This window comes from Ruegeria sp. BG6 (assembly GCF_056538465.1).
This window is the reverse complement of the sequence record NZ_JBQFTB010000001.1, coordinates 495,560-519,565: the sequence shown is the minus strand read 5'-3', so window position 1 is coordinate 519,565 and position 24,006 is coordinate 495,560. Positions and strand designations below refer to the sequence as shown.

The 24,006-nt window shown below is 57.3% G+C and carries 22 protein-coding genes and 3 tRNA genes; 11 read left to right on the top strand and 14 right to left on the bottom strand.

Annotated elements, in window-relative coordinates; translation table 11 throughout:
- Positions 1 to 75: 75 nt before the first annotated feature.
- From ACR0JW_RS02625 to ACR0JW_RS02615, 3 genes are all read right to left on the bottom strand, one after another.
- Positions 76 to 1,662, bottom strand: coding sequence for an APC family permease (locus ACR0JW_RS02625; protein ID WP_170676917.1), 1,587 nt, complete (start codon positions 1,660 to 1,662; stop codon positions 76 to 78).
- A 180-nt stretch (positions 1,663 to 1,842) separates the two neighbouring features.
- A complete protein-coding gene (locus tag ACR0JW_RS02620) occupies positions 1,843 to 2,481 on the bottom strand; it encodes a VPLPA-CTERM sorting domain-containing protein (RefSeq protein WP_170676919.1) in 639 nt (212 codons plus the stop codon).
- 327 nt (positions 2,482 to 2,808) lie between these two features.
- Positions 2,809 to 2,883, bottom strand: a tRNA-Val gene (locus tag ACR0JW_RS02615).
- Positions 2,884 to 3,105: 222 nt separating this feature from the next.
- Here ACR0JW_RS02615 and ACR0JW_RS02610 point away from each other — a divergent pair.
- The 3 genes from ACR0JW_RS02610 to uvrA all read left to right on the top strand — a co-directional run bounded on the left by ACR0JW_RS02610 (position 3,106) and on the right by uvrA (position 6,344).
- A tRNA-Asp gene (locus ACR0JW_RS02610) sits at positions 3,106 to 3,182 on the top strand.
- Positions 3,183 to 3,234: 52 nt separating this feature from the next.
- Positions 3,235 to 3,311 (top strand) — tRNA-Asp (locus tag ACR0JW_RS02605).
- A gap of 174 nt (positions 3,312 to 3,485) precedes the next feature.
- On the top strand, positions 3,486 to 6,344 hold the full coding sequence (uvrA, locus tag ACR0JW_RS02600) for an excinuclease ABC subunit UvrA (protein WP_170676921.1): 2,859 nt from the start codon (positions 3,486 to 3,488) through the stop codon (positions 6,342 to 6,344).
- A 15-nt stretch (positions 6,345 to 6,359) separates the two neighbouring features.
- On the opposite strand, the gene ACR0JW_RS02595 is transcribed toward uvrA, so the two are convergent.
- The 5 genes from ACR0JW_RS02595 to ACR0JW_RS02575 all read right to left on the bottom strand — a co-directional run bounded on the left by ACR0JW_RS02595 (position 6,360) and on the right by ACR0JW_RS02575 (position 11,096).
- On the bottom strand, positions 6,360 to 6,683 hold the full coding sequence (locus ACR0JW_RS02595; protein WP_170676923.1) for a hypothetical protein: 324 nt from the start codon (positions 6,681 to 6,683) through the stop codon (positions 6,360 to 6,362).
- A gap of 108 nt (positions 6,684 to 6,791) precedes the next feature.
- A complete protein-coding gene (gene mmsB, locus ACR0JW_RS02590) occupies positions 6,792 to 7,664 on the bottom strand; it encodes a 3-hydroxyisobutyrate dehydrogenase (protein ID WP_170676925.1) in 873 nt (290 codons plus the stop codon).
- Between the two features lie 2 nt (positions 7,665 to 7,666).
- Entirely contained in the window at positions 7,667 to 8,707 is a 1,041-nt protein-coding gene (locus ACR0JW_RS02585; RefSeq protein WP_170676927.1) for an enoyl-CoA hydratase/isomerase family protein, read from the bottom strand.
- A 7-nt stretch (positions 8,708 to 8,714) separates the two neighbouring features.
- Positions 8,715 to 9,857 carry an acyl-CoA dehydrogenase family protein gene (locus ACR0JW_RS02580; protein WP_170616835.1) on the bottom strand — a complete coding sequence of 381 codons (1,143 nt, stop codon included), beginning with the start codon at positions 9,855 to 9,857 and terminating at the stop codon, positions 8,715 to 8,717.
- 123 nt (positions 9,858 to 9,980) lie between these two features.
- Positions 9,981 to 11,096: a carboxylate-amine ligase gene (locus ACR0JW_RS02575; protein ID WP_170616837.1), complete on the bottom strand. Its 1,116-nt coding sequence runs from the start codon at positions 11,094 to 11,096 to the stop codon at positions 9,981 to 9,983.
- Between the two features lie 143 nt (positions 11,097 to 11,239).
- Here ACR0JW_RS02575 and ACR0JW_RS02570 point away from each other — a divergent pair, with 143 nt between their 5' ends.
- Both ACR0JW_RS02570 and ACR0JW_RS02565 read left to right on the top strand, forming a co-directional pair.
- Positions 11,240 to 12,091 (top strand): class I SAM-dependent methyltransferase, encoded by an 852-nt coding sequence (locus tag ACR0JW_RS02570; protein WP_170676929.1) that lies wholly within the window; start codon positions 11,240 to 11,242, stop codon positions 12,089 to 12,091.
- 71 nt (positions 12,092 to 12,162) lie between these two features.
- Positions 12,163 to 12,642: a fasciclin domain-containing protein gene (locus ACR0JW_RS02565; protein ID WP_170676931.1), complete on the top strand. Its 480-nt coding sequence runs from the start codon at positions 12,163 to 12,165 to the stop codon at positions 12,640 to 12,642.
- Positions 12,643 to 12,692: 50 nt separating this feature from the next.
- Here ACR0JW_RS02565 and ACR0JW_RS02560 read toward each other — a convergent pair whose 3' ends face one another.
- Positions 12,693 to 13,277, bottom strand: coding sequence for a L,D-transpeptidase (locus ACR0JW_RS02560; protein ID WP_170676933.1), 585 nt, complete (start codon positions 13,275 to 13,277; stop codon positions 12,693 to 12,695).
- Positions 13,278 to 13,476: 199 nt separating this feature from the next.
- Positions 13,477 to 14,976, bottom strand: coding sequence for a CoA-acylating methylmalonate-semialdehyde dehydrogenase (locus ACR0JW_RS02555; RefSeq protein ID WP_170676935.1), 1,500 nt, complete (start codon positions 14,974 to 14,976; stop codon positions 13,477 to 13,479).
- Positions 14,977 to 15,079: 103 nt separating this feature from the next.
- Here ACR0JW_RS02555 and ACR0JW_RS02550 point away from each other — a divergent pair, with 103 nt between their 5' ends.
- The 3 genes from ACR0JW_RS02550 (at position 15,080) to coaD (ending at position 17,060) form a co-directional block, all read left to right on the top strand.
- Complete coding sequence (locus ACR0JW_RS02550) at positions 15,080 to 15,982, top strand: LysR family transcriptional regulator (RefSeq protein ID WP_170616845.1); 903 nt, start codon at positions 15,080 to 15,082, stop codon at positions 15,980 to 15,982.
- 63 nt (positions 15,983 to 16,045) lie between these two features.
- On the top strand, positions 16,046 to 16,483 hold the full coding sequence (locus ACR0JW_RS02545) for a CBS domain-containing protein (protein ID WP_170619007.1): 438 nt from the start codon (positions 16,046 to 16,048) through the stop codon (positions 16,481 to 16,483).
- Between the two features lie 85 nt (positions 16,484 to 16,568).
- On the top strand, positions 16,569 to 17,060 hold the full coding sequence (gene coaD / locus ACR0JW_RS02540) for a pantetheine-phosphate adenylyltransferase (RefSeq protein WP_170616849.1): 492 nt from the start codon (positions 16,569 to 16,571) through the stop codon (positions 17,058 to 17,060).
- Here the strand turns inward: coaD and gap (ACR0JW_RS02535) are convergent.
- The 3 genes from gap (ACR0JW_RS02535) to gap (ACR0JW_RS02525) all read right to left on the bottom strand — a co-directional run bounded on the left by gap (ACR0JW_RS02535) (position 17,052) and on the right by gap (ACR0JW_RS02525) (position 19,354).
- On the bottom strand, positions 17,052 to 18,056 hold the full coding sequence (gene gap / locus ACR0JW_RS02535) for a type I glyceraldehyde-3-phosphate dehydrogenase (protein ID WP_170676939.1): 1,005 nt from the start codon (positions 18,054 to 18,056) through the stop codon (positions 17,052 to 17,054). The two genes, coaD and gap (ACR0JW_RS02535), sit on opposite strands and share 9 nt — an antisense overlap.
- An 81-nt stretch (positions 18,057 to 18,137) precedes the next feature.
- Positions 18,138 to 18,281, bottom strand: a complete 144-nt coding sequence (locus ACR0JW_RS02530; protein ID WP_170616853.1) for a hypothetical protein — start codon at positions 18,279 to 18,281, stop codon at positions 18,138 to 18,140.
- A 71-nt stretch (positions 18,282 to 18,352) separates the two neighbouring features.
- Positions 18,353 to 19,354 carry a type I glyceraldehyde-3-phosphate dehydrogenase gene (gap, locus tag ACR0JW_RS02525; RefSeq protein ID WP_170676940.1) on the bottom strand — a complete coding sequence of 334 codons (1,002 nt, stop codon included), beginning with the start codon at positions 19,352 to 19,354 and terminating at the stop codon, positions 18,353 to 18,355.
- Between the two features lie 182 nt (positions 19,355 to 19,536).
- Between gap (ACR0JW_RS02525) and ACR0JW_RS02520 the strand changes: the two genes are divergently transcribed.
- Positions 19,537 to 20,496, top strand: coding sequence for a DUF808 domain-containing protein (locus ACR0JW_RS02520; RefSeq protein WP_170676941.1), 960 nt, complete (start codon positions 19,537 to 19,539; stop codon positions 20,494 to 20,496).
- Between the two features lie 56 nt (positions 20,497 to 20,552).
- On the opposite strand, the gene tkt is transcribed toward ACR0JW_RS02520, so the two are convergent.
- Complete coding sequence (gene tkt, locus ACR0JW_RS02515; protein WP_480713554.1) at positions 20,553 to 22,577, bottom strand: transketolase; 2,025 nt, start codon at positions 22,575 to 22,577, stop codon at positions 20,553 to 20,555.
- 235 nt (positions 22,578 to 22,812) lie between these two features.
- Between tkt and ACR0JW_RS02510 the strand changes: the two genes are divergently transcribed.
- Positions 22,813 to 23,610: a coiled-coil domain-containing protein gene (locus ACR0JW_RS02510; RefSeq protein ID WP_170676945.1), complete on the top strand. Its 798-nt coding sequence runs from the start codon at positions 22,813 to 22,815 to the stop codon at positions 23,608 to 23,610.
- Positions 23,610 to 24,005, top strand: coding sequence for a cell division protein ZapA (locus ACR0JW_RS02505; protein WP_170616863.1), 396 nt, complete (start codon positions 23,610 to 23,612; stop codon positions 24,003 to 24,005). Before ACR0JW_RS02510 ends, ACR0JW_RS02505 begins: the two co-directional genes overlap by 1 nt.
- The last annotated feature ends 1 nt before the right edge of the window (position 24,006 follow it).

The window sequence follows — 24,006 nt, the reverse complement described above, 5'->3', positions numbered from 1 at the left end:
TACTGGCCACCTGAGAGAATATGGAGAAGCCTGCCGCAGTTACGGCGGGCTTTTTCATTTGGGTCACTCGGTTATTCAGAACCCGATAACGGGTTCCTTGGGATCCAGTATTTCTTCTTCGGCGATGTATTCCTGAAATTTTTCAGTGGATAGGGCTGAACGGACGGCAAGACTGAAGATCACGGCGGAAAACAGGATACACAGCAGAATATCCCAACCAAAGGGGATCTGCTTTTGCGCGCCTTCGCCGAATTGCCCAAGGAAAGAGATCAGCCCGATACCGGCAAAATAGGGCGCCAGCCACAAAGCTTCGGTCACGTCCATTTCGTCAAGACGGTTGCGGAACCGCAGCAGCAGAAGAACCATTCCAACGATCAATGCAATGCCAAGTCGCCAGACCGTGTCCCAACCGCTCCAGTAGACGACCAATGTGGCAACGGCAAAGGCCGTGACGGCGACCACCTTGACGGCCGGGATGCGGATCGAACGCGGGTGATCGGGCATGAGGTGGCGCAAGCAGACCACGGCGATTGGGCCGACGGCGAATGACAGGACGATGGCCGCTCCGTTCAACGCGATCACTGTGGCGAAAGGTACGGTCAGCAGGAAAAGCGTTCCGATCAGAAAATTCAGCGCCAGTGCCCAAAGCGGCACGCCGAACGAAGACAGCATTTGCAGGCGTTGCGGCAGGAAGCCGTTTTTGGACAACGCCATGGCAATACGCGCGTTCGAGCCAGTGGCCACCAATCCGTTGCCAAAAGGTCCGATTACCGAGCCTATGTTGAGCAGGCTGAGAAACCAGATGATCCCCACGGACATGATTATTCCGTCCAGCGGACCCTGACCGCCAAAGTTCAATTGTGCCCAACCGTTTTTCAGCATTTCGGGATCAAGCGCGCCGATGAAGGCGATCTGAAGTCCCAGATACAGGGCCGCGCACAGAACGATGGATAGAACCAGGGCTGCGGGGATGGCGAATTTGGGGTTTCGAACTTCACCGGCCATGTCGACGACGTGGCGAAACCCGATGAAAGAGAATATCACGCCTCCGGTCGACACCGCTGCCATGATGCCCTGTAATCCATAGGGCGCAAAACCACCTGGCTGAGTGAAGTTTTCGGTGTTGAACCGTGTCGCGATCAGCAGGATCGACAGAACGATAGGGATAGTGATTTTGGCCCACGTCAGCGCGGCGTTGACCTGAGTGAAAAACTTCACCCCCAATGCGTTGACCGCGACGAACAGAAGCATGAAAACCAGCGCAACCGCAATGCCAGCCCCGGTCAGATCGCCGGTATCCGCAGCATGCAGCCAGGGCGCATAGGGCGCGAGGTATTTCAACATCGCCTCAACTTCGATTGGTGCGGTGGTGTTATATCCGATCCAGGCTGTCCACCCCATGGCCATCGAGACTATGTTGCCATGTGAAAACTGAGGCACCCTTGCAATTCCACCGGATATCGGCAGCATGGCCGAGATTTCGGCAAATGTTATGGCCAGAACAAACATGGCAACCGCGCCGATGATCCAGGACAGGATGGCCGCAGGACCAGCATGCTGCACGGCCAGCATAGGCCCGAACAGCCAGCCCGAGCCAATAATGCCTCCAACCGAAATGAACGTCAGGCCAACAAGACCAATATCGCGCTTCAATTCAGCCATAAACAATCCTGAAAACAATGCCCGGAATTACCGATCAATTCCGGTCAGGATAGGCGGGGGGATCGCGCTGTGACAAGCTTGCTCTCGAGCAACCCTCAATCAGCTCAACTTGTTGGTATTGAGGCAGTTCTGGCAGCACGCGTAAGCCAGCCTTGGTGTCACCGGGCTCCCAGCCAGGCTCTAGTAGGCGGTTATTCTACGTCGCCTGATTCCAAACAGTCCAGCAATTGCGCCTATCGGTAAGAGGCCACTAGCAGGCAGTGGGACCGTCGCCACGTTGGGCGTAACGACAAGATTGTCCAGATGGTATTCGGCGCAAAACTGCACACACCAAACGGCGCCGGGGCTTGGGTTTATCGGGTCAATCACAGCGCTTGGGATATTCAGTTGCACGATAAGGGCGTCAATTGCATTGAAGGCGCTGGAAAATGTGACACTGCTGGTGCTGAACGGGACAAACAGGGACGCCACGGTTGAACCACCCCTCATCCCGAAAAAGGTCAGCGATGGCTTCGGTGCAGGCCCTGGCCCAGCGATGTTAAGCCAAGACTCTCCTGTTGCTTTTATTGAATGAGGCGTAAAGGCCAGTCCGGTAACTGCTTTTATTGTTGAGGTTGTGATCCCGCTATCATTGAGCAACCCGAGCTGGTTGCCCTGTAGATATGCCCAACTGAAATCATAAATAAATCCGTTAGACGTTCCTATTTGCGCGCCCGTTGACGGGTTATATCCGACTTCAACATGATCAAAGGTAACAGTGGTGATTGCACTAGCCGCGTTTGCAAGGCACACGGCGACAGCCGCTAATATCAGTTTCATAAAATTCCCCCCTACTAACGCAATTGGCCTAGCGTGTGGAGTCTCATCGTGCAACTTATTGTGAGCATCAGCCCCATGCCACTCGCCTGTACTTGCATGGGATCCAGTTGATGGAAGTTTGCCGCATCATCCCCAACCTGCGCGGCCATTGGCTTGGGGAGTGAGCAACGGGCCGTGGAATCAAGAACGCAAGGTTTGATTGATCCGAGCGACACGAAGCCCTTCGCTTGTTGCCGTTGATGAAGGATTAAGGCATAGCGCCTAAGTTCGTACAAGGACAGTGAACTGAGGAATACTTTGTGGCAATCCGACAAGTCATTGAAAAGATGGTGGGTGATAAGAGATTTGAACTCCTGACATCTTCGATGTGAACGAAGCGCTCTACCACTGAGCTAATCACCCGTGAGGCCGCCTCTTACAGTGTGTCAGTCCGGTTCGCAAGATCAGATGCAGGTAGCGCAGAAACTTTGCTTGCCCTCAATGCATTTCACGTAGAACCCGGCGCCTGTTCAAAGGGCGGGTTCGGGAAAAAATCAGGATAAGGCAAAAAACTTGAAAACGCCGCTTGACGATGCCGGGGCGTGGCCATAATACACCCCAACGTTCAGAGCGAACGGGCAGCGGGCGGTTGTAGCTCAGTTGGTTAGAGTACCGGCCTGTCACGCCGGGGGTCGCGGGTTCGAGCCCCGTCAACCGCGCCATCGCTGCCAGCCTGTGATCCGGGTCAATGGATCAGACATAGACCCTAAATGCGCGGTTGTAGCTCAGTTGGTTAGAGTACCGGCCTGTCACGCCGGGGGTCGCGGGTTCGAGCCCCGTCAACCGCGCCATTTCCCTGATTTCGTAGATTGACCGAAAACAGTTGCCCATTGGGGCGATCGACATGGGGCTAATGTCAGGAGTTGTCGGCAATAATCCGACTGTTCACACTTTGTTCTAACTTTTGTGTTGGAGACTCAGCCTGGCTCGCCTATTTCTAGGAAACTTGTTTGTTGGGGGCCGAAATGGCTGAGCTGAAGAATATCGCGGTGCGCGGCGCACGCGAGCATAACCTCAAAAGTATTGATGTTGACATTCCACGCGATCAGCTTGTGGTGATTACAGGTCTGTCTGGTTCGGGCAAGTCTTCGCTGGCCTTTGATACCATCTATGCCGAAGGTCAAAGGCGCTATGTCGAAAGCCTGTCCGCTTATGCGCGCCAGTTTCTGGACATGATGGAAAAGCCAGACGTTGACCATATCAGCGGCCTGTCCCCGGCGATTTCCATCGAGCAGAAAACGACGTCGAAGAACCCACGCTCCACCGTTGGTACGGTCACCGAGATCTATGACTATTTGCGCCTGCTGTTCGCGCGTGCAGGAACGCCCTACAGTCCTGCCACGGGTCTGCCCATTGAGGCGCAACAGGTGCAGGACATGGTCGACCGCATCATGGCGATGGAGGAAGGGACGCGCGGATACCTTCTGGCACCCATCGTGCGGGACCGAAAAGGGGAGTACAAAAAGGAGTTTCTGGAACTTCGCAAACAAGGCTTCCAGCGCGTCAAGGTGGACGGGGAGTTCTATGAACTTGATGAGCCGCCCACTCTGGACAAGAAGTTTCGCCATGACATCGACGTCGTAGTCGACCGTCTGGTTGTACGCGAAGGGATGGAAACACGTCTGGCCGACAGCCTGCGGACTGCGCTGGATCTGGCCGATGGAATCGCGATTCTGGAAACCGCGCCGCGCGAAGGAGACCCCGAACGTATCACTTTCAGCGAGAATTTTGCCTGTCCGGTCAGCGGCTTCACGATCCCCGAGATCGAGCCGCGCCTGTTCTCGTTCAACGCACCTTTTGGGGCATGCCCGGATTGCGACGGTCTGGGAGTGGAACTGTTCTTCGATGAGCGTCTCGTGGTGCCGGACCAGACACTGAAACTGTATGACGGGGCACTGGCGCCGTGGCGAAAGGGTAAATCGCCGTACTTCCTTCAAACCATCGAAGCCATCGCCCGCCACTTTGAGTTCGACAAGAACACCCCATGGAAAGACCTGCCGGAGAAGGTGCAGCAGGTGTTTCTTCGGGGGTCTGGTGATGAAGAAATACAGTTCCGTTACGACGAAGGTGGACGGGTTTATCAGGTGACTCGCAGTTTCGAGGGCGTAATTCCCAATATGGAACGCCGTTACCGCGAGACCGACAGCGCCTGGATCCGTGAAGAATTCGAGCGCTATCAGAATAACCGCCCATGCGGCACATGTGATGGTTACCGTCTGCGTCCCGAAGCCCTGGCCGTCAAAATCGCGGGCCTGCATGTTGGGCAGGTGGTTCAGATGTCGATCAAGGAGGCTCTGGCCTGGATCGAGGATGCTCCGAACCATCTGAGCACGCAGAAAAACGAGATTGCGCGCGCAATTCTGAAGGAAATCCGCGAACGACTTGGATTCCTGAATAATGTTGGTTTGGAATACCTTACGCTGTCACGTTCAAGTGGAACCCTGTCTGGTGGCGAAAGCCAGCGGATCCGGTTGGCCAGCCAGATCGGTTCGGGTCTGACAGGGGTTCTGTATGTGCTGGACGAGCCGTCAATCGGATTGCACCAGCGCGACAATGACCGTCTGCTTGGAACGCTCAAGAACCTGCGCGATCAAGGGAATACCGTGATCGTTGTTGAGCATGACGAAGAAGCCATCCGTGAGGCTGATTACGTTTTTGATATTGGTCCCGGCGCCGGTGTGCATGGCGGGCAGGTCGTAAGCCAGGGAACACCTGCGGAAATTACGGCGGATGCGGCCTCGATCACGGGGCAATATCTAGCCGGAACGCGCGAGATCGCAGTGCCCGCTGAACGGCGCAAGGGCAACAAGAAGAAAGTGTCGGTGGTCAATGCGACCGGGAACAACCTGAAGAATGTGACGGCTGGGTTTCCTTTGGCCAAGTTTGTCTGTGTGACCGGAGTTTCCGGCGGCGGGAAATCCACTTTGACCATTGAGACGCTGTTCAAAACGGCGTCGATGCGCCTGAATGGTGCGCGCCAGACACCCGCGCCGTGCGAGACGATCAAGGGACTGGAGCATCTGGATAAGGTCATCGACATCGACCAGCGACCTATTGGGCGGACTCCGCGTTCAAATCCAGCAACTTACACGGGGGCGTTCACCCCGATCCGCGACTGGTTTGCCGGTCTGCCCGAGGCCAAGGCACGAGGGTACAAACCGGGACGGTTCAGCTTCAACGTCAAGGGAGGTCGGTGCGAGGCCTGTCAGGGTGACGGGGTCATCAAGATCGAGATGCACTTCCTGCCGGACGTCTACGTGACCTGTGAAACCTGCAAGGGTGCGCGGTACAACCGCGAGACACTGGAGATCAAATTCAAGGGCAGGTCCATCGCGGATGTTCTTGATATGACGGTGGAAGACGCGCAGGACTTCTTCAAAGCTGTGCCTTCCATTCGCGACAAGATGGACGCACTGGCGCGGGTTGGTCTGGGTTATATCAAGGTCGGACAGCAGGCCACCACGCTTTCGGGTGGTGAGGCGCAGCGGGTCAAGCTTTCAAAGGAACTGTCCAAACGTTCGACCGGGCGGACGCTGTATATTCTGGATGAACCGACCACCGGCCTGCACTTTGAAGATGTCCGTAAGCTTCTGGAAGTACTGCACGAACTGGTAGATCAGGGAAATACGGTCATTGTGATCGAACACAACCTGGATGTGATCAAAACCGCCGATTGGATCATCGATATTGGCCCGGAAGGTGGCGATGGCGGCGGACAGATTGTTGCCGAGGGCACACCCGAGCAAGTTGCGGAGTGTGAGGGCAGCCATACCGGGCACTACCTCAGGCCGATGTTGAATTTGGACCGGGTCGCTGCAGAATAGCGGCCCGTCAGTTTCCTAGTACAGGATATCCGCCACGGCGCCGATCAAGTTGAGAACTTTCCGCGTTTCAGGATCGATTCTGTAGACATAGTCGCCGGCGCGAACGTAATTGCCGCCTCGTTTCAGGCCGTATCGATAGGGATCGTCGATCCAGACATAGTCCCGTTCGATACGGTCGCCCGTCCGATATAGGTTTTTGACCTGTCCTGGTGGCACGCAGGGGACTGCCTTTTTGGCCAGACCGGGCGGGCAGTGCCCGGCCTTTCCGTTGCCAGCTTCGACTGCAGCCGTACTGATCACCAGCAAAGCGATGGATCCAAAAGTTCTCAGAGTCTTCATCGACGGCTCCTGCAATTATTCTGCACTGGTTTTAGCACGTACAGACCGGGACAAAGAAGTGACGACAAACAACTATTTTCGGGTCAGCAAAAAACTGCTTTTCGCGCCTCAGCTCCGGCCTCTCTTTTCAAACCGGGGCAGCATGGCGGAAAAGTCTTTTCCCAACCCATCTTCAGCTTCGACAAATTGTTCATACAAAGCCGTTGCAGCCTGGCCCATGGGTGTGTCCGCATCCGACCCTTCCGCGGCCTGCTGGCTAAGGCGTAAATCCTTCAGCATCAGTTCAGCAGCAAAACCTGGTTTGTAGCCGTTGTCGGCGGGACTGGTGGGACCAACGCCGGGGGCAGGGCAATAGGCGTTCATTGTCCAGCTATATCCGGACGATGTACTGACGACATCAAACATCTTTTGGCGATCCAACCCCAGCTTGTCGGCCAGTGCAAAAGCCTCACAGGTCGCGATCATGGTGACGCCGAGGATCATGTTGTTGCAGATCTTTGCCGCCTGACCTGCGCCGGAATCGCCACAATGAACGGCCTTCTGGCCCATGATGTCGAACAGCGGTTCGGCCGTTGCAAACGCTTCTTCCGAACCACCTGCCATGAAAGTCAGCGTACCAGTCGCGGCGCCCCCGATACCGCCTGAAACCGGAGCGTCGACGGCTCTTAACCCGGCTGCCAGGGCCTGATCCGCCACAGCGCGCGCGCTGTCGACGTCGACGGTTGAGCAATCAATCCAGGTGGCGCCTTTCTGCATGGCCGGAACAATCTCGTCCGCGACAGATCGCAAGATCTGACCGTTTGGAAGCATCGTAATTGCCACGTCTGCTCCGGCGACGGCCTCGGCCCCGGAAGATGCCATGGTGACCCCTTCGACCGTAACGTCTGCCATGTCAAAGCCAATCACGACATGCCCGGCCTTCGCCAGATTGGCGGCCATCGGTGCGCCCATGTTGCCAAGGCCGATAAAACCGATCTTCATCCTTATTCCTCCTCGAATGTCAGTGCGTCCGCGCCCAGTGGTTGCAGCATTTTCGAAACAGCGACTGCGGGTACGGATTGATCCGCAAAGCTCCACCTAGGATTGCGGTCCTTGTCTATGATCTGCGCGCGAATACCTTCCAGAAAATCCCCGTGTTCCATGGCGCGGAACGTAAACCGGAATTCCAGTTCCAACGCTTTGCGTATCGTCAGAGATGGCCCACGCAATCGATGCAGCATTTCTACGTAACAGGCCATCGACAAAGGTGAATGCCGTCCGAGTGTGGCCAGAGTTTTGGTGGAAAATTCCGGATCAGCGTTACGCAGATTGGTCAGGATGTCGCCCAGCGCCTCGCCCGAGAATATGTCATCGATCACAGGTTGGTCCTGCTCCAATGTACTCTCCGGCGGAGTCTGCGCGTGTTTGGCCAGTATCTCGGCATCACCAGAGGCTTCGAGCAGCTCCATGAGATCGGACCATTGGGACTGCGGGATATAGTGATCGGCAAATCCGGCATAAATCGCATCACCTGGCCCCATGCGTCGTCCGGTTGTTCCCAGATATTCACCTAACCGGCCGGGTGCCAGGGCCAGCATCAGCGTGCTGCCGACGTCCGGAACTAGTCCGATGGAGCATTCAGGCAATGCGATCTGCGCGGTCTCGCCCACGATCCGGTGACTTCCGTGGCACCCGATGCCAACACCGCCGCCCATTGTGAAACCCTGCAGAAAGCTGATCACCGGTTTGGGGTATTCGAAGATCATGGCATTCAGCCGGTATTCGTCGCGCCAAAAGGTTTGACCATAGGCGAAATCGCCTTTCATGCCCGTTTCATAAAGCTCGGCAATGTCACCTCCGGCGCAAAAGGCCTTGTCGCCTTCGGCATCAATAATGATCAGGTCAACCGAGTCATCTTCGCGCCAGTTCCGCAGGGCGCTGTCTATGGCCATGCACATGTCATAACTAAGCGCGTTGAGCGCCTTGGGCCGAGTCAATGTGATGCGCCCGGCGCGGCCTGTCACACGGATGTCGATATCTGGCATTTGACCCTCAGCGTTGGGCAAGCATCTGGCGGGCGACGATCACGCGCATGATCTCGTTGGTGCCTTCCAATATCTGATGCACGCGCAGATCACGCACAAGCTTTTCGATCCCGTAATCGGCCAGATAGCCGTACCCGCCATGCAACTGCAGACATTGATCGACGACTTTTGATCCCGTTTCGGTAACGAACTTTTTGGCCATCGCGCAGAACTTGCTGGCATCGGGCGTGCCTTGATCCAGCTTCCACGCGGCCTGCCGCAAGAAGACGCGCGCGGCCTGCAGTTCAATCTCCATATCGGCCAGGCGGAACTGCAGGGCCTGAAACTGGTCGATGGATTGACCGAATGCTTTACGCTCGGACATGTATTGCAAGGTCATGTCCAAGCCGGTTTGCGCCGCACCCAGAGAGCAGGAGGCGATATTCAAGCGCCCGCCGTCCAGTCCCATCATGGCGTATTTGAATCCGTCACCTTCGGTGCCGACCAGGTTCCCCGATGGTATCTTGCAGTCATCGAACTGCACCTGCGCCGTCGGCTGGCTTTTCCAACCCATTTTCTGCTCCAGCGCCCCGAAGCTGAGACCGGGCGTTCCGTCTTCGACATAAACGGTCGAAATCCCCTTTGGACCATCCTGACCCGTGCGCACCATGCAGACATAAGCATCAGAGTAGCCACCGCCCGAGATAAACGCCTTGGTGCCGTTCAGCGTGTAACCTTCGTTTGTACGCTCGGCGCGGGTTTTGAGCGCTGCAGCGTCCGAGCCCGAGCCGGGTTCGGTCAGGCAGTAGCTGAGGACCGTATCAAGACTGAGAACCTGTGGCATGATACGTGATTTCAGCTCGTCACTGGCGAAACTGTCCAGCATCTTTGCGCACATGTTGTGGATCGACAGGAAGGCTGCAACCGACGGGCAAGCCATGGACAAAGCTTCAAAAACCAGCGTTGCATCCAGCCTGCTCAGACCCGATCCTCCTGCGTCCTCAGAGACATACAAGCCACCGAAGCCCAGTTCGCCGATCCGGGGCCAAAGGTCTTTGGGAATGGTTCCATCCGCCTCCCATTGCCGCGCAAACGGAGCGATGTTTTCCTGCCCAAATGCATAGGCCATGTCGAAGATAGCTGTCTGTTCCTCGGTCAGCGCGAAATCCATGCCAATCCTTCCCGTCGATGCTGAATTGAACAATTGTTTATTTCCCAATCGTTACAGAAATTTTGCACGATCAGCAATCACGGGAAGTAAGGTTATGGTATTGATCGGCCCGGGTGCGCGATATCAGAGATCTTCGTGGAATTCCTCGATCAGGTGCTTCACGACCGCCTGACCGGGATCGTCCCCTTTTGCCACGGCCTCGGCGTGTACACGGCGCTGGCGTGTGGCGGACGTTCCGTTTTCCGCAATTTGCCGCAGGCGGGCCAATTCGGTCATCGTGCCCAACGCCTCGGTATCTTCCGCCAGCATTCCCATCAGTTCACCAATCAGTTCAGGCATTGGCTTGATTGAACGGTCGCCAAAATCGATCAGCCCCTCGCCAACGCCGTACCGTTGCGCGCGCCAGCGGTTTTCGCCGATGAGGAACCGGTCATAGTGACGCCAGCGCAGGTTGCGGTCTTTCAAACGACACAGCATCCGGGTCAGCGCCTGGATCATCGCAGCCAGCGAAAGGGCGTGTTCCAGCCGGGGCTGCACATCCATGATACGGGTTTCCAACGTCGGAAACCGATGCGAGGGGCGCAGGTCCCACCAGATCTTTGAGGTGTCTTCGATGACGCCGAGTTCCACAAGGATTCCTGTCGTACGCTCGTATTCAGCCCAACTGGCCGGTACCGGAGGCAATCCGGTTCGGGGCAGGTTGTCGAACACGGTCAGCCGATAGGAGGACAACCCTGTGTCTTCACCGCTCCAGAACGGAGAGGATGTGGAAAGAGCCAGCAGGTGCGGCAAAAAGTAGGACAGCTGCGGCATCAGATCGGCACGCAACGCCTTGTCTTCGACGCCGACGTGAACATGCATGCCGCAGATCAGCATGCGTCGCGCAACACCTCCAAGGGCATGTTGCAAGGCGTCATAGCGATCCTTGCGTGTGTGATGCTGGTCTTTCCACTTTGCAAACGGATGGCAGGATGCGGCAATCGGGGCAAGATTGTATTCAGCGGCGCGTGTGGCAACGCAGGACCGCAACCGCTTGAGGTCTTCACGGGCCGCGCCAATCGTGGCATGAGGGCGGGTTCCCACCTCGATCTGGCATTGCAGGAATTCAGGGCTGACCTGACCTTCAAAATCGGCCTGGCAAGCATCCATCAAAGCGGCAGGTGCTTCGGACAATTGCAGGCTGTCGCGGTCCACAAGCAGGTATTCCTCTTCAATACCCAGCGTGAATTCCTGCTGCATGGCGGCCCTCCGGTCTTTATGTTCACGCCAGTGAATACGGAATTTGCCCTTTTGCCAAGTGTTTGCCGCGCAGGTGCTTGCGAAGCCTTGGTCGGCACAGGTAAGGAGCGGGGAGTGTTCAACCACGGATCGGAGACGGCGGCGTGAAACCCAGGAAATTCCCGCGGACCAATGCAATTCTGGATCGCTTCGGCGTCAAGCTGATCGACAAAGTCACTGAACGGGATGAGCGCGCCCGACTCGAAAGCTTTGAACGGGCTGGCGGATTGGAACGCCCTGCATATGCCCTTTCTCCGGGAATGGATGGGTTCGATGTCGGCCCGCTGGTCGAGGAATACCACGAACATGCCGATGCGCTTGCGGCATTGAAGGACCCGTCGCGCAACAAGACCGGCTATCGCATCGGGAACGGATACTATGACAGCCCGGATGCGGACGCGCTTTATCTGATGATCCGTAGATTCAAGCCGAAACATGTGATCGAAGTCGGGTGTGGCAATTCAACCCGCGTCACGCGACAGGCGATCATTGATGGCGGGCTGAACACCCGCATTACGGCAATAGATCCGTATCCGAGGGCGGATATTGCGCATGTCGTGGATGATTTTGAACAAAAACGGCTGGAAGATGTCGATCCTGCGCTGTTTGAAATCCTGCAAGAAGGCGACGTTCTATTCATCGATTCCAGCCATGTGGTCCGCATGAGCAACGACGTCGCGCATCTGTTCTGTCGCATCATTCCGGCCCTGAAACCCGGTGTCGTCATCCACGTGCACGATGTTTTTTTGCCCTACGAGTACCCCAATCGTTTCTTCTATGATTGCCCCGGATGGGGCGAACAGTACATGCTGCACGCCTTGTTGCAATCTGGTTTATATTCAATGCTTTGGCCGGGATATTACCTTCAGCGGGAACGCCCGGGCGCGGTCGAGGCCTTGCCATTCCTGAAGGATGGTCGGGCGCAGAGTATTTGGGTTCAGCTCAGAAAATCTTGACCTCAAAGTGATCCGCCACGCCGGGGCTGCCGTAACCCTTTCCATAACAAGCTGGAGAGGAGATGACAGCCATGTTTCGCCGCACATTCCTGGGCGCCGCCGCCGCGATTACACTGATTTTGCCAATGCAGGCTCGTGCCGGGTCCGATATTGTTGATACCGCCGTCTCGGCCGGATCATTCACCACTCTTGTCGCCGCAGTTCAGGCTGCAGGGCTGGTTGACACTTTGAAAGGCGACGGACCTTTCACTGTTTTTGCCCCGACCGACGAGGCGTTTGCGGCATTGCCCGAGGGTACCGTTGAATCGCTTCTTTTGCCTGAAAACAAAGATCAGTTGGTTTCCATCCTGACCTATCACGTGGTTCCGGCCAAAGTGATGTCAGGGGACATTGCAGGTAAGCGCGCGAAGGTGCTGACCGTTCAGGGCGACCGCCTTAGCGTGAACGCCAAAAATGGCGTCAAGGTTAACGGTGCCAAGGTGGTGCAGGCTGATATCGAGGCCAGCAACGGTGTGATCCACGTTGTCGACGCGGTGATCCTGCCTGAATAAGTTTCCCAACGAAAATGAAAAACCCCGGCCTTGCGGCCGGGTTTTTTTCGTCAGATCAGTCTGACTTGTGTGCCGATCTGCACCAGCGGGTACAACTGTTCGACATGCTGATTGTACAAACCAATGCAGCCGGACGAGCTTTGACGACCGATTTTGCGTGTATCATGCGTTCCGTGCACAAGATAGGCAGGCCAGCCCAGATACATTGCGCGGGTTCCCAGCGGATTGCCCGGGTCGCCACCTTCCATTCGCACCGGCAGGTTCGGGTCACGCTCGCGCATAGATGCAGTCGGGGTCCAGCTGGGATTTTCCCGCTTGCGCACAACTTCGGTATACCCGCGTTTGGTCAGTTCCTCGCTCATCGGGACTGAGCTGGGATAGAGTTTATAGGTCCCATCCGGTGCCCAGTAGTGAACGGCGCGGCTGGTAATATCGGCCAGCAGGCATCCGACGCCCAGTTCATTGAAGTGATCCTGCCAGTTCTGCTGCGAGAACGAGGACACATTGCGGCGCACCGGCAACTGCGTGCTGATGGCTTCTTCTTCCTGCGGAAATGCGTCAAGACTTTGCGCGCGTACCAGGGCTGGCGTCGCCAGGAAGGTCGCTGCGCCCAGCAATGCAGAGCGGCGGGTCATGCGGGGATTTGACAAGTTGGCCTCCGGTTCAGGAACTGCTCGGGAAATAATTTTCTCCTAAAATATTGTCCGCCGGTTCGGTTTTCCAGAGCTTTGCGTCTGAATTTTTCGTGAAATGGTCCCCGTTGGCGACGCTTCGCCGAAAAAAGCCCGGCCTGTGGCAGGCCGAGCATATCGTTTTTCAGGTCCGATGTGCAGATCAGTCCATCGCTTTGAAGTTGAACTCCCCACCTTCCTTGATTCCGGACGGCCAGCGCGACGTTACGGTTTTGGTCCGGGTGTAGAACTTGAAGCTGTCCGGACCGTGCTGGTTCAGGTCGCCGAACATGGATTTCTTCCAGCCGCCAAAAGTGTGGTAGGCCAGCGGAACCGGGATCGGTACGTTGATGCCGACCATGCCAATGTTTACACGGCTGGCAAAGTCACGCGCGGTGTCACCGTCGCGGGTGAAGATCGCGGTGCCGTTGCCGTACTCGTGATCCATCGCCAGTTTCAGCGCTTCTTCATAGGAACCTGCACGCACAGTTGACAGGACCGGGCCAAAGATTTCCTGCTTGTAGATGTCCATCTCTGGCGTCACGTGGTCGAACAGGTGTGGGCCGACAAAGAAGCCGTCCTCATAGCCCTGCAGGCTGAAGTCGCGGTTGTCGACGACAAGTTTCGCGCCTTGCTCCACGCCGGAATTGATCAGGCAGAGAATACGCTCTTTCGCGGCGCCGGTAACAACCGGACCCATGTCGACATCATCGCCGGCGGTGTAGGGACCGACCTTCAGCTTTTCGACGCGCGGGATCAGTTTTTCGATCAGCGCATCGGCGGTTTCCTCGCCAACGGGAACAGCAACCGAAATGGCCATGCAGCGTTCGCCGGCAGCGCCAAACCCGGCACCGACCAGAGCGTCGGCAGCCTGATCCAGATCCGCGTCGGGCATAACGATCATATGGTTTTTTGCGCCGCCAAAGCACTGCGCACGTTTGCCGTTCGCGGTTGCGCGAGAGTAGATGTACTGCGCGATCGGGGTAGAGCCAACGAAGCTGACGCCCTGAATGATCTCGCTGTCGAGGATGGTATCTACGGCCTCTTTGTCACCGTTCACCACCTGGAACACGCCCTTGGGCAGACCGGCCTCAATGAACAGTTCGGCCAGCATCAGCGGAACGGAGGGGTCACGCTCGGACGGTTTCAGAACCACGGCGTTGCCGCAGGCCAGCGCCGGACCAACGTGCCACAGAGGCATCATCGCGGGGAAGTTGAACGGCATGATCGAGCCGACAACGCCCAGCGGCTGGCGCATCGAGTACATGTCGATGCCTGGGCCTGCGCTATCGGTGAATTCACCTTTCAGCATCTGAGGCGCGCCGATGCAGTACTCGACGACTTCCAGACCGCGCTGCAGGTCGCCCTTGGCATCGGGGAGGGTTTTGCCGTGCTCGCGGCTCAGCGCCTCGGCCAGTTTGTCCATGTCGCGGTTCATCAGGCCGACCATGGCCATCATGACGCGGGCGCGTTTTTGCGGGTTGGTTGCACCCCATGCAACTTGAGCGGCTGCGGCGCTTTCGATGGCCGCAGTTGTTTCGGCAGCACTCGCCATCGGGCATTTGTACTGCACTTCGCCCGTTGCAGGGTTGAAGACGTCGTCAAAGCGGCCGGACGATCCGGCCACGTTTTCGCCGTTAATGAAATGGGTCAGTTCAGTCATAGCGAATTCCTCCGAAGTAAGTTGCGCGCACAATAGGCTTGCATAAATCACTTGAACAGAGGCAATGTCTCAAAGAAGTCTTGCAAAAATGCAAAGGCCTGGGATGAACCGGAACTGGGATGATATGCGGGTGTTTCTGGCGGTGGCCCGTGAACAAAGCCTGTCTGCCGCCGGCCGCCTGTTGAAGATCGACGCTGCAACCGTTGGGCGTAGAATCGCCCGGCTGGAAACCGCGCTGGAAACACCGCTATTCTCAAAATCTCAGCAGGGATACATTCTAACCACTGCCGGCGAACGGTTGGTCGAGCATGGTTTGCAGGCCGAAGAGGCGATGCGGGCAGCAGCCGGAACAGTTACGGGATCCTCCAAAACGCTGAGCGGTCAGATACGGATCGGTGCACCCGATGGCAGCGCCAATTACCTGCTGCCCCAGGTCTGCGCAAAGATCTGTGATGCAAACCCGGATCTGGACATACAGATTCTGGCCCTGCCGCGGGTCATCAATCTGTCCCGGCGCGAGGCTGACATGGCAGTTACCGTCAGCGCCCCGACGGCAGGGAAATTGCTTGTCCAGAAGATCAGTGATTACCGACTGCATCTGGTTGCCACGCAGGAATACCTGGCACAGCATGACGCCATTCATTCTGTGGACGACCTGCGAGGGCACCGGATGATTGGTTACATTCCTGATATGATCTTTGATCGTGAACTGGATTATCTCGTCGATCTTGGCGTTGACCGTGTCGCGCTTGCATCGAATTCCGTCTCAGTTCAACTGCGCCAAGTCACGCTTGGCAGCGGCATCTGCGTCGCGCATGATTTCACGCTTCCGTTCCATCCGAACCTGCGGAAAATATTGACGGATCAGGTTAGTCTGACACGCAGTTTCCATCTGGTCCGGCACCTCGGAGATCAGCGCAATGAGCGACTGAATCGCTTTGCCGACGCGTTGACGCAGGGCATCCGCGAAGAGGTCGCGCGGCTTGAGGCTCAAGCTGCACCTTGACAGGTGCAAACATTCGGGCAAGGCTTTGAAAAAACAGTACGTTAGTCCGGAGGTTTTTTGCAAATGCTTGTACAGGCCATTCTCAAATCCAAGGCGACCAGCGGGGTAGTGACCGTTCAACCTTCGGCTACCGTGTCCGAGGCGGCCCAGATTCTGGCGGATAAACGGATCGGTACGGTGGTTGTGTCCGATGATGGCGGAGAAACAGCGGCCGGTATCTTGTCGGAGCGCGACATTGTACGCGAGCTGGCGGCAAGCGGCAGCGGTTGCCTGACCCAGCCGGTCAGCACGTACATGACCCGCGAGCTTGTGACCGCATCGCGGCAGGATTCCGTGCAGGACATCATGTCACGCATGACCGAAGGGCGCTTTCGACACATGCCGGTGATAGAAGATGGCAAGCTGGTCGGTATCGTCACTTTGGGCGACGTTGTCAAAGCGCAGCTATCCGAACTGGCGATGGAGAAAGACGCGCTGGAAGGCATGATCATGGGGCATTGATGCCCCTTGCATGTAACGGGCCCTCTTGCACCTGCGGCAGAGTTGTGTTTGCTTGCGCAGAAATTTTATTGCGCAGGAGGTCTCGATGAGGGTTGGATTATATCCGGGAACCTTTGACCCAATCACCCTGGGACATATCGACATTATCCGCCGCGCCTCGGCCCTGGTGGATAAACTGGTCATCGGCGTTGCAATCAACCGCGACAAGGGTCCGTTGTTCTCGCTGGAGGAACGCGTAGCCATGATCGAGGCCGAATGTGCCCATCTGAGCGATCAGACCGGAACCGAGATCGTCGCCCATCCATTCGAAAATCTGCTGATCGACTGCGCGCGCGATGTTGGCGCCCAGATCATTGTGCGCGGATTGCGGGCTGTGGCGGATTTTGAATATGAATTCCAGATGGTCGGAATGAACCGGGCGCTGGATGATACGGTTGAAACCGTTTTCCTGATGGCCGAGGCGAGACACCAGGCCATTGCCTCGAAACTTGTGAAAGAGATTGCCCGGCTGGACGGGGACGTATCGAAATTCGTTACGCCCCTCGTCAACGACGCCTTGCGCAAAAGGTTAGGCTAGGGCACCCATCGCGGCGGCCGTATCCAGCATCCGGTTCGAAAAGCCCCATTCATTGTCATACCACGCCAGCACCCTGACAAGGGTTCCGTCAGTTACTTTTGTTTCCGGCAGGGACACGGTCGAGCTGTGGGCATCGTGGTTGAAATCCACTGAAATCAGCGGACGAGTCTCGGCAACCAGAACACCCGGGATCCTGGAAGCAGCATCCGTAAACAGCGCATTTACTTCGGCCTCCGTGGTTGGTCGCGACACCTCGGCGACCAGGTCAACGACCGACACATTCGGTGTGGGAACGCGAATGGCCTGGCCCGTCAGTTTGCCGGCCAGTTGGGGCAGCACGAGTCCGACAGCAGATGCTGCGCCCGTCGTAGTGGGAATCATCGACAACGCGGCGGCTCGTGACAGGTAAGGGTCCTTGCCTGCGGTATCGTGGACCGGCTGACTGGCCGTATATGCATGCACCGTCGTCATGTTGCCATGCACAATGCCCAGCCCGGCATCCAGTGCCGCGGCAACGGGGGCCAGGCAGTTCGTTGTGCACGACGCGTTTGATACAACAGTGTCAGCAGCCGTCAGGTCTTTGTCGTTCACCCCAAATACGATTGTCTTGACCGCGCCATCACCGCGCGCAGGGGCCGAAATCAGGACCTTCTTTGAGCCGTTTTCGAAGTGACGCGATGCGGCTTCGCGCGTGCGAAAAACACCGGTGCATTCAAGAACCACGTCCACATCGGACCAGTTCAGGTTTTCGGGGTCGCGTTCACTGGAAAGTCTGATCGGTCCGGATCCGACATCCAATCCGGCATCTGTCAACCGAACAGGCCGTGTGTAACGCCCATGGACGCTGTCGAATTCGAAAAGATGGGCGTTTATTTCCGGTTTTGCCAGATCGTTGATTGCCACGATCTCGACGTCTGTACGGCCTGTTTCCATGACCGCGCGCAACACACCACGTCCGATCCGCCCAAATCCGTTGATTGCCAGCTTTAGTGTCATTTTCTGCTCCGTCGATTGTGGGCCTGAATAAGGTTAGCGCTAACAAAGCCAGATAGCAGGAAATGTCAAGTAAAACCTCTGTCAGCGCCAGAAAGCGAGCCAGTCGAGAAAGCTGTAGAGCTTTTTGGCAAGGAACAACAAATGTTCGGTTCCGAACAATGCAAAGTCGAGGAAGAAACCGCCGAGGATGAACAGGCCGAGCCAGATGGCGATTTGATTGGTCATTTGCGCACCGCAGGAAAAAGCCCGCCCAGATAACCTGAGCGGGCCAAGATGTTCAACAATAGTCGGCTGGTTTAGTTAAGACGACCCATTGCAACGGCGACATCGGCCATGCGGACAGAGAAGCCCCATTCATTGTCGTACCATGCCAGAACGCGGACCATACGTCCGTCGACCACGCGGGTTTGGTCCGGCGCGAAGATCGAGCTTTCTTCGGTGTGGTTGAAATCGGTCGAGACCAGCGGCGCGGGTTCGTAGCCCAGAACGCGCTGCATCGGGCCTTGCGCAGCTTCCTGAACGATCGCGTTAACCTCTTCGACCGTAACATCGCGCGACGCACGGAAGCTAAGGTCCACGGCGGAAACGTTCGGTGTTGGAACACGGATGGCCGACCCGTCCAGACGGCCTTTCAGGTTGGGCAGAACCTCACCCAGCGCCTTGGCGGCACCGGTGCTGGTCGGGATCATCGACATGGCGGCTGCGCGGGCGCGGTACAGGTCGCTGTGGCGGCGGTCCAGGGTCGGCTGGTCACCGGTATAGGCGTGGATCGTGGTCATGATGCCGTGTTCGATGCCGATGCCTTCGTCCAATACCTTGGCAAGCGGAGCAAGGCAGTTGGTGGTGCAGGAGCCGTTGGAAACCATTTTATCCGCAGCGGTCAGACCGTTGTGGTTCACGCCAAAGACGATTGTCTTGTCGACGTTTTTGCCCGGGGCGGACAACAGAACTTTCTGTGCGCCACGGTCCAGGTGGGTCTTTGCCTTCAGACCGTCATTGAACTTGCCGGTGCATTCCAGAACGACGTCACAGCCTTCCCAGTCCAGTTCGGTCATGTCGTAGGTCGAGAACATCTGCATCGGGCCGCGACCCAGATCCATGGTGTTGCCGTTGATGGAAACGTCACGCGGGAAACGTCCGTGAATGCTGTCATATTTCAGCAGGTGTGCCGAGGTTTCCAGCGGTCCGGTGGCGTTGACCTTGATCACCTCGATGTCGTTACGGCCGGATGCCGCGATATGTGACAGGGTACAGCGGCCAATGCGGCCAAAACCATTGATACCGACCTTGATGGTCATATGACGTCTCCAAATGCGCTTGCTTTGGGGGCCATATAACGGTGAAAGCGAATTCTCAAAAGGGCAAAAATGGCATATTTTTAAGGTGTTAGCGCAAACCTCACGCGATTGCGCTAACGCTTGCGCTAGCCGTGAGATCGGGTAGGGTCTCGATTGCGGCAGGTGACAGGAAAGGAAGCGCGATGAGTGGTCTGTTGGCCCTGTTGGACGATGTGGCAGGGATTGCCAAGGTAGCAGCAGCTTCGGTGGACGATGTGGTGGCTGCCGCCGGCAAGGCCGGGGCAAAGACCGCAGGGGTCATCATTGATGACGCGGCTGTTACTCCCAAATACGTGCAGGGCTTTGCGCCAGCACGGGAGTTGCCGATCATCTGGCGTATCGCGCGCGGCTCGATCTTCAACAAGATCATTCTGTTGCTGCCGGTGGCTTTGCTGCTGGCCAATTTCGCACCCTGGCTGATCACACCACTTTTGATGCTTGGCGGGTCATACTTGTGTTTCGAAGGGGCCGAAAAGATCTTTCATGTTCTGTTCCCGCACGGAAGCCACGCGATTGAACAGGATATGAGCGTGCGCGATCCGGGCCATCTTGAGGAACAAAAGGTCAGGGGTGCCATCAAAACCGATTTTATCCTGTCTGCTGAAATCATGACCATTGCGCTGGCGGCGATCGAGGCCCCGAATTTGTGGATGCAGGCCGCAACACTGGCCGTTGTCGGGATCGGGGTGACGGTAGCGGTCTACGGCTCGGTCGCGTTAATCGTGAAGATGGACGATGTGGGACTTTATCTGGCGAATAACGCCCCGACACCTATTGGCCGGGGGCTGGGCAGGGGACTCGTGCGGGCCATGCCTGCCGTGATGAAAACCTTGTCGATTGTGGGAACTGCCGCGATGCTGTGGGTCGGAGGTTCAATTGTGATCCACGGGATGGAGGTTCTTGGGTTTGGCTGGCTGGGCCACCACATCCATGATTGGGCCTATGCCATCGGTCATTCCGTGTCCGATCAGTGGGCTGGCGCGGTGGAATGGATATCCAAGGCCACTATGGACGGTGTGTTCGGTTTGGTCTGGGGTCTGATCCTAATCCCGCTTGCAACCAAAGTGATAATGCCGATCTTTGGAAAGTCCGGATCTCACTGAAACCAAATGGAAAAGGGCGGCTCGAGCCGCCCTTTGCTTGTTTGTTCTGGTTGCGCTTAAAGGCCCAGAAGTTCCTTGACCTTGGCAACAGTAGCCTCGGCAGTAATACCGAAATGCTTGTAAAGCTCACCAGCCGGGGCCGAAGCGCCGAAGCTCGACATGCCGATGAAACCGGCCTTGGCCTCGCGGCCACGCTCGCCCAGCAGCCAGCGATCCCAGCCACCGGCGCGGACGGCGGCCTCGATACCAATACGGACGGCACCTGCGGGCAGAACGCGTTTGCGATAGGCTTCGTCCTGTTCGGCGAACAGTTCCATGCAGGGCATGGAAACGACACGGGTGCCGATGCCTTCGGCCTCGAGCATGGCTTTGGCTTCCATCGCCAGCGAGACTTCCGAACCGGTGGCGATCAGGATAGCCTGACGCTTGGCTTCCGCGTCGGCCAGAACATATGCGCCTTGTGCGGTCAGGTTTCTGGCCTTGTGGTCCTTGCGTACGGTGGGCACGCCCTGACGGGTCAGGGACAGGACCGAGGGGCTTTCTTTGAATGTCAGCGCCAGTTCCCAGGCTTCGGCTGTCTCGACTGTATCCGCGGGGCGGAACACGTAGGTGTTCGGTGTCGCGCGCGAGATCGCCAGATGCTCGACCGGCTGGTGGGTCGGGCCGTCTTCACCCAGACCGATCGAGTCGTGGGTCATGACGAAGACCGAAGGCACCTTCATCAGCGCGGCCAGGCGCATGGACGGGCGGGCATAGTCGGTGAAGGCCATGAATGTGCCGCCATAAGGGCGGATGCCGCCGTGCAGCGCCATGCCATTCATCGCAGCGGCCATACCATGTTCGCGAATGCCGTAGTGAATGTAACGGCCCTTGCGGTTTTCCGGCAGGAACACGCCCATATCGGCGGATTTGGTGTTGTTCGAACCGGTCAGGTCTGCCGAACCGCCCACGGTCTCGGTCATGATCGGGTTCACGACATTCAAAACCTTCTCGGACGAGGCCCGAGTTGCCAGTTTCGGCTGGTCTTCCGACATCTGTTTCTTGAACGAGCGGATAGCACCGGCCAGTTTTTTGGGTGCTTCAAACGCGTAGGCGCGGTTGAACTCGGCCTGCTTGCGTTCGGACAGTTGCGCAAAACGCTCTTGCCACGCGGCGCGCTCGGTCGCGCCACGGGCGCCGATAACTTCCCAGGCAGACTTTACGTTGGCCGGGATTTCGAATGCGCCATGAGGCCAGCCGTAGCCGTCTTTTGCCGCCTTCAGCTGATCCTGATCGGTCAGTGCGCCGTGCCCCTTGGACGTATCCTGCGCCGCATGACCCAGTGCGATATGGCTTTCACAGGCGATCATGGTCGGTTTGTTGGATTTCTTCGCCTGTACGATGGCGGCGTCGATAGCTTTGGGGTCATGGCCATCGATTTCGATCACCTGCCAGCCCGAAGCCGTGAAACGGCGCACCTGGTCGGTGCGGTCGGCCATATCGACCGTGCCGTCGATGGTGATGTTGTTGTTGTCCCAGAAGACGATCAGCTTACTCAGCTCATGACGGCCGGCCAGAGTGATGGCTTCCTGGCTGACGCCTTCCATCAGGCAGCCGTCGCCCGCTATCACGTAGGTGTAGTGGTCGACGACCTTCTTGCCGTAATGCGCGCGCTGAATTTCCTCGGCCATGGCAAAGCCGACGGCGTTCGAGATGCCCTGACCCAGCGGGCCGGTGGTTGTCTCAACACCTTCGATCAGGAAGTTTTCCGGGTGGCCCGCCGTTTTTGCGCCCAACTGGCGGAAGTTCTTGATCTCATCCAGCGTCACATCCGCATGGCCGGTGAGATACAGCAGCGAATAAACCAGCATCGAGCCGTGACCCGCCGACAGAATGAACCGGTCGCGGTCGGGCCAGTTCGGGGCTGACGCATCAAACTTCAGGTGCTTTTCGAACAGTACGGTCGCAACATCGGCCATGCCCATCGGCATGCCGGAATGGCCGGAATTGGCGGCGGCGACGGCGTCGAGGGTCAGGGTGCGGATGGCCGCAGCTTTGTCCCAGTGTTCGGGGTTGGCATTGCGCAGCGCAGTCAGGTCCACGGGCGTTGTTCCTTTGGGTTACGGGCAGGTTGCGCGCTCAATAACACTCAGCCCCCAAAGTTCAAGTGGAACCGGGAATTCCTTGAAGTGGCTGCTTCAAGAAGACGGTCCAAGTCGTTGAAAGCAAACAGTGGGTATTTTCCGGAACAATCCGTTAGACTAGGCACAGAAGTGGTTTGCATTGATTCGGACAAACCCGAGAGATAACGAACCTTGATAATGAGGTGACAGGGGCATGAGCCAGATCGAAGAACTACAGCGTCGCCTGACCGCCGCGATGGAGCGGATTGGCGCGGGTGTAGCGGCCATTCAGGACACAGCACCAGCCAAAGAAGGCGCAGATGACGAACTGCGCGTCGCGCTTGAGGACGAGCGTGTGGCGAATGCGCAGTTGGAAGAGCGGCTGAAATCTCTGAAAGAACGTCACGAACAGGAAGTCGACGCGATGCGCGCCGATATGGAGGCTTTGCGAAACGTTCCTGTTGATGACGCCGAGAAAACGGCACTGCGCCAACAACTTGCCGATGCCAATGACAGACTGGCCTCGGTTGAGGCCGCGCGCGCAGAGCTTGCCGACGCCAAGGCTGCGCTGGACAACCGTGAGGAACTGGAGGCGCTGAAGGCCGAAAACACTCGGTTAAGCGCATTGAGTGGAAAGCTGCAGGAGCTTGAGGACGAAAATGCCCGGCTGCTGTCAGAGATCGCCGACACCGAGCGTCTTGAAGAGCTTAACGCCGAACTGGAAATGCTGAGGGCGGAACGGTCGAGCCACGGGGCTGCCATGTCGCGGTTGGATGACGACCTGCAGCGCATGCGCAAAGCCAACGAACAGTTGCGGCGTTCGGTTGATGAGTTGCGCGCCGCCGTGCAGGACGGTCTGCCGGACGCCGAGATGCTGAACCGCGCCACAGTTGCCGAGTTGGAAGCAACGCGTGCCGCTCAGGCGACGGATGCAGCCGAGGCGCATGCGGTTCTGGCACGGCTGGAACCTTTGTTGTCACAGGCAAAGCTGGCAGAAGGTGAGGTGGAGTGATGCCCGAAGTAACCATTCATATCGGTGGTCGTGGTTTTGACGTCTCGTGCCAGGAGGGTGAAGAGCAATTTCTGCAGGCAGCGGCCCAAATGCTGGACGACGAGGCTCAGGTTTTGTCGGACCAGATCGGGCGCATGCCGGAATCACGAATGCTGCTGATGGCTGGCCTGATGCTGGCGGACAAAACCGCCGGAACCGAAGAAAAGGTCAAATCCCTTGAGGCAAAGCTCGCCGAGTTCCAAGCGGAGCTAGAGACGCTGCGAAATGCACCACCGCCGGAACCCGAGCGTGTTGAAGTGGCAGTCGTGCCGCCATCGGTGACCGACACCTTGGGAGAACTGGCTGCGCGGGCCGAAGCGCTGGCGTCAATGCTGGAAGAGAAGTCCGCGGGATGAG

Excerpts from the sequence above, each read along its gene's own strand:
- ACR0JW_RS02565 (WP_170676931.1), top strand. The coding sequence starts at position 12,163 with ATGTTTCGCCGCACATTCCTGGGCGCCGCCGCCGCGATTACACTGATT.
- uvrA (WP_170676921.1), top strand. The coding sequence starts at position 3,486 with ATGGCTGAGCTGAAGAATATCGCGGTGCGCGGCGCACGCGAGCATAAC.
- gap (WP_170676940.1), bottom strand. The coding sequence starts at position 19,354 with ATGACCATCAAGGTCGGTATCAATGGTTTTGGCCGCATTGGCCGCTGT.
- ACR0JW_RS02530 (WP_170616853.1), bottom strand. The coding sequence starts at position 18,281 with ATGACCAATCAAATCGCCATCTGGCTCGGCCTGTTCATCCTCGGCGGT.
- ACR0JW_RS02550 (WP_170616845.1), top strand. The coding sequence starts at position 15,080 with ATGAACCGGAACTGGGATGATATGCGGGTGTTTCTGGCGGTGGCCCGT.
- ACR0JW_RS02520 (WP_170676941.1), top strand. The coding sequence starts at position 19,537 with ATGAGTGGTCTGTTGGCCCTGTTGGACGATGTGGCAGGGATTGCCAAG.
- ACR0JW_RS02585 (WP_170676927.1), bottom strand. The coding sequence starts at position 8,707 with ATGCCAGATATCGACATCCGTGTGACAGGCCGCGCCGGGCGCATCACA.
- coaD (WP_170616849.1), top strand. The coding sequence starts at position 16,569 with ATGAGGGTTGGATTATATCCGGGAACCTTTGACCCAATCACCCTGGGA.
- gap (WP_170676939.1), bottom strand. The coding sequence starts at position 18,056 with ATGACACTAAAGCTGGCAATCAACGGATTTGGGCGGATCGGACGTGGT.
- mmsB (WP_170676925.1), bottom strand. The coding sequence starts at position 7,664 with ATGAAGATCGGTTTTATCGGCCTTGGCAACATGGGCGCACCGATGGCC.
- ACR0JW_RS02555 (WP_170676935.1), bottom strand. The coding sequence starts at position 14,976 with ATGACTGAACTGACCCATTTCATTAACGGCGAAAACGTGGCCGGATCG.
- ACR0JW_RS02505 (WP_170616863.1), top strand. The coding sequence starts at position 23,610 with ATGCCCGAAGTAACCATTCATATCGGTGGTCGTGGTTTTGACGTCTCG.
- ACR0JW_RS02560 (WP_170676933.1), bottom strand. The coding sequence starts at position 13,277 with ATGACCCGCCGCTCTGCATTGCTGGGCGCAGCGACCTTCCTGGCGACG.
- ACR0JW_RS02580 (WP_170616835.1), bottom strand. The coding sequence starts at position 9,857 with ATGGATTTCGCGCTGACCGAGGAACAGACAGCTATCTTCGACATGGCC.
- ACR0JW_RS02595 (WP_170676923.1), bottom strand. The coding sequence starts at position 6,683 with ATGAAGACTCTGAGAACTTTTGGATCCATCGCTTTGCTGGTGATCAGT.
- ACR0JW_RS02545 (WP_170619007.1), top strand. The coding sequence starts at position 16,046 with ATGCTTGTACAGGCCATTCTCAAATCCAAGGCGACCAGCGGGGTAGTG.
- ACR0JW_RS02575 (WP_170616837.1), bottom strand. The coding sequence starts at position 11,096 with ATGCAGCAGGAATTCACGCTGGGTATTGAAGAGGAATACCTGCTTGTG.
- ACR0JW_RS02510 (WP_170676945.1), top strand. The coding sequence starts at position 22,813 with ATGAGCCAGATCGAAGAACTACAGCGTCGCCTGACCGCCGCGATGGAG.
- ACR0JW_RS02620 (WP_170676919.1), bottom strand. The coding sequence starts at position 2,481 with ATGAAACTGATATTAGCGGCTGTCGCCGTGTGCCTTGCAAACGCGGCT.
- ACR0JW_RS02625 (WP_170676917.1), bottom strand. The coding sequence starts at position 1,662 with ATGGCTGAATTGAAGCGCGATATTGGTCTTGTTGGCCTGACGTTCATT.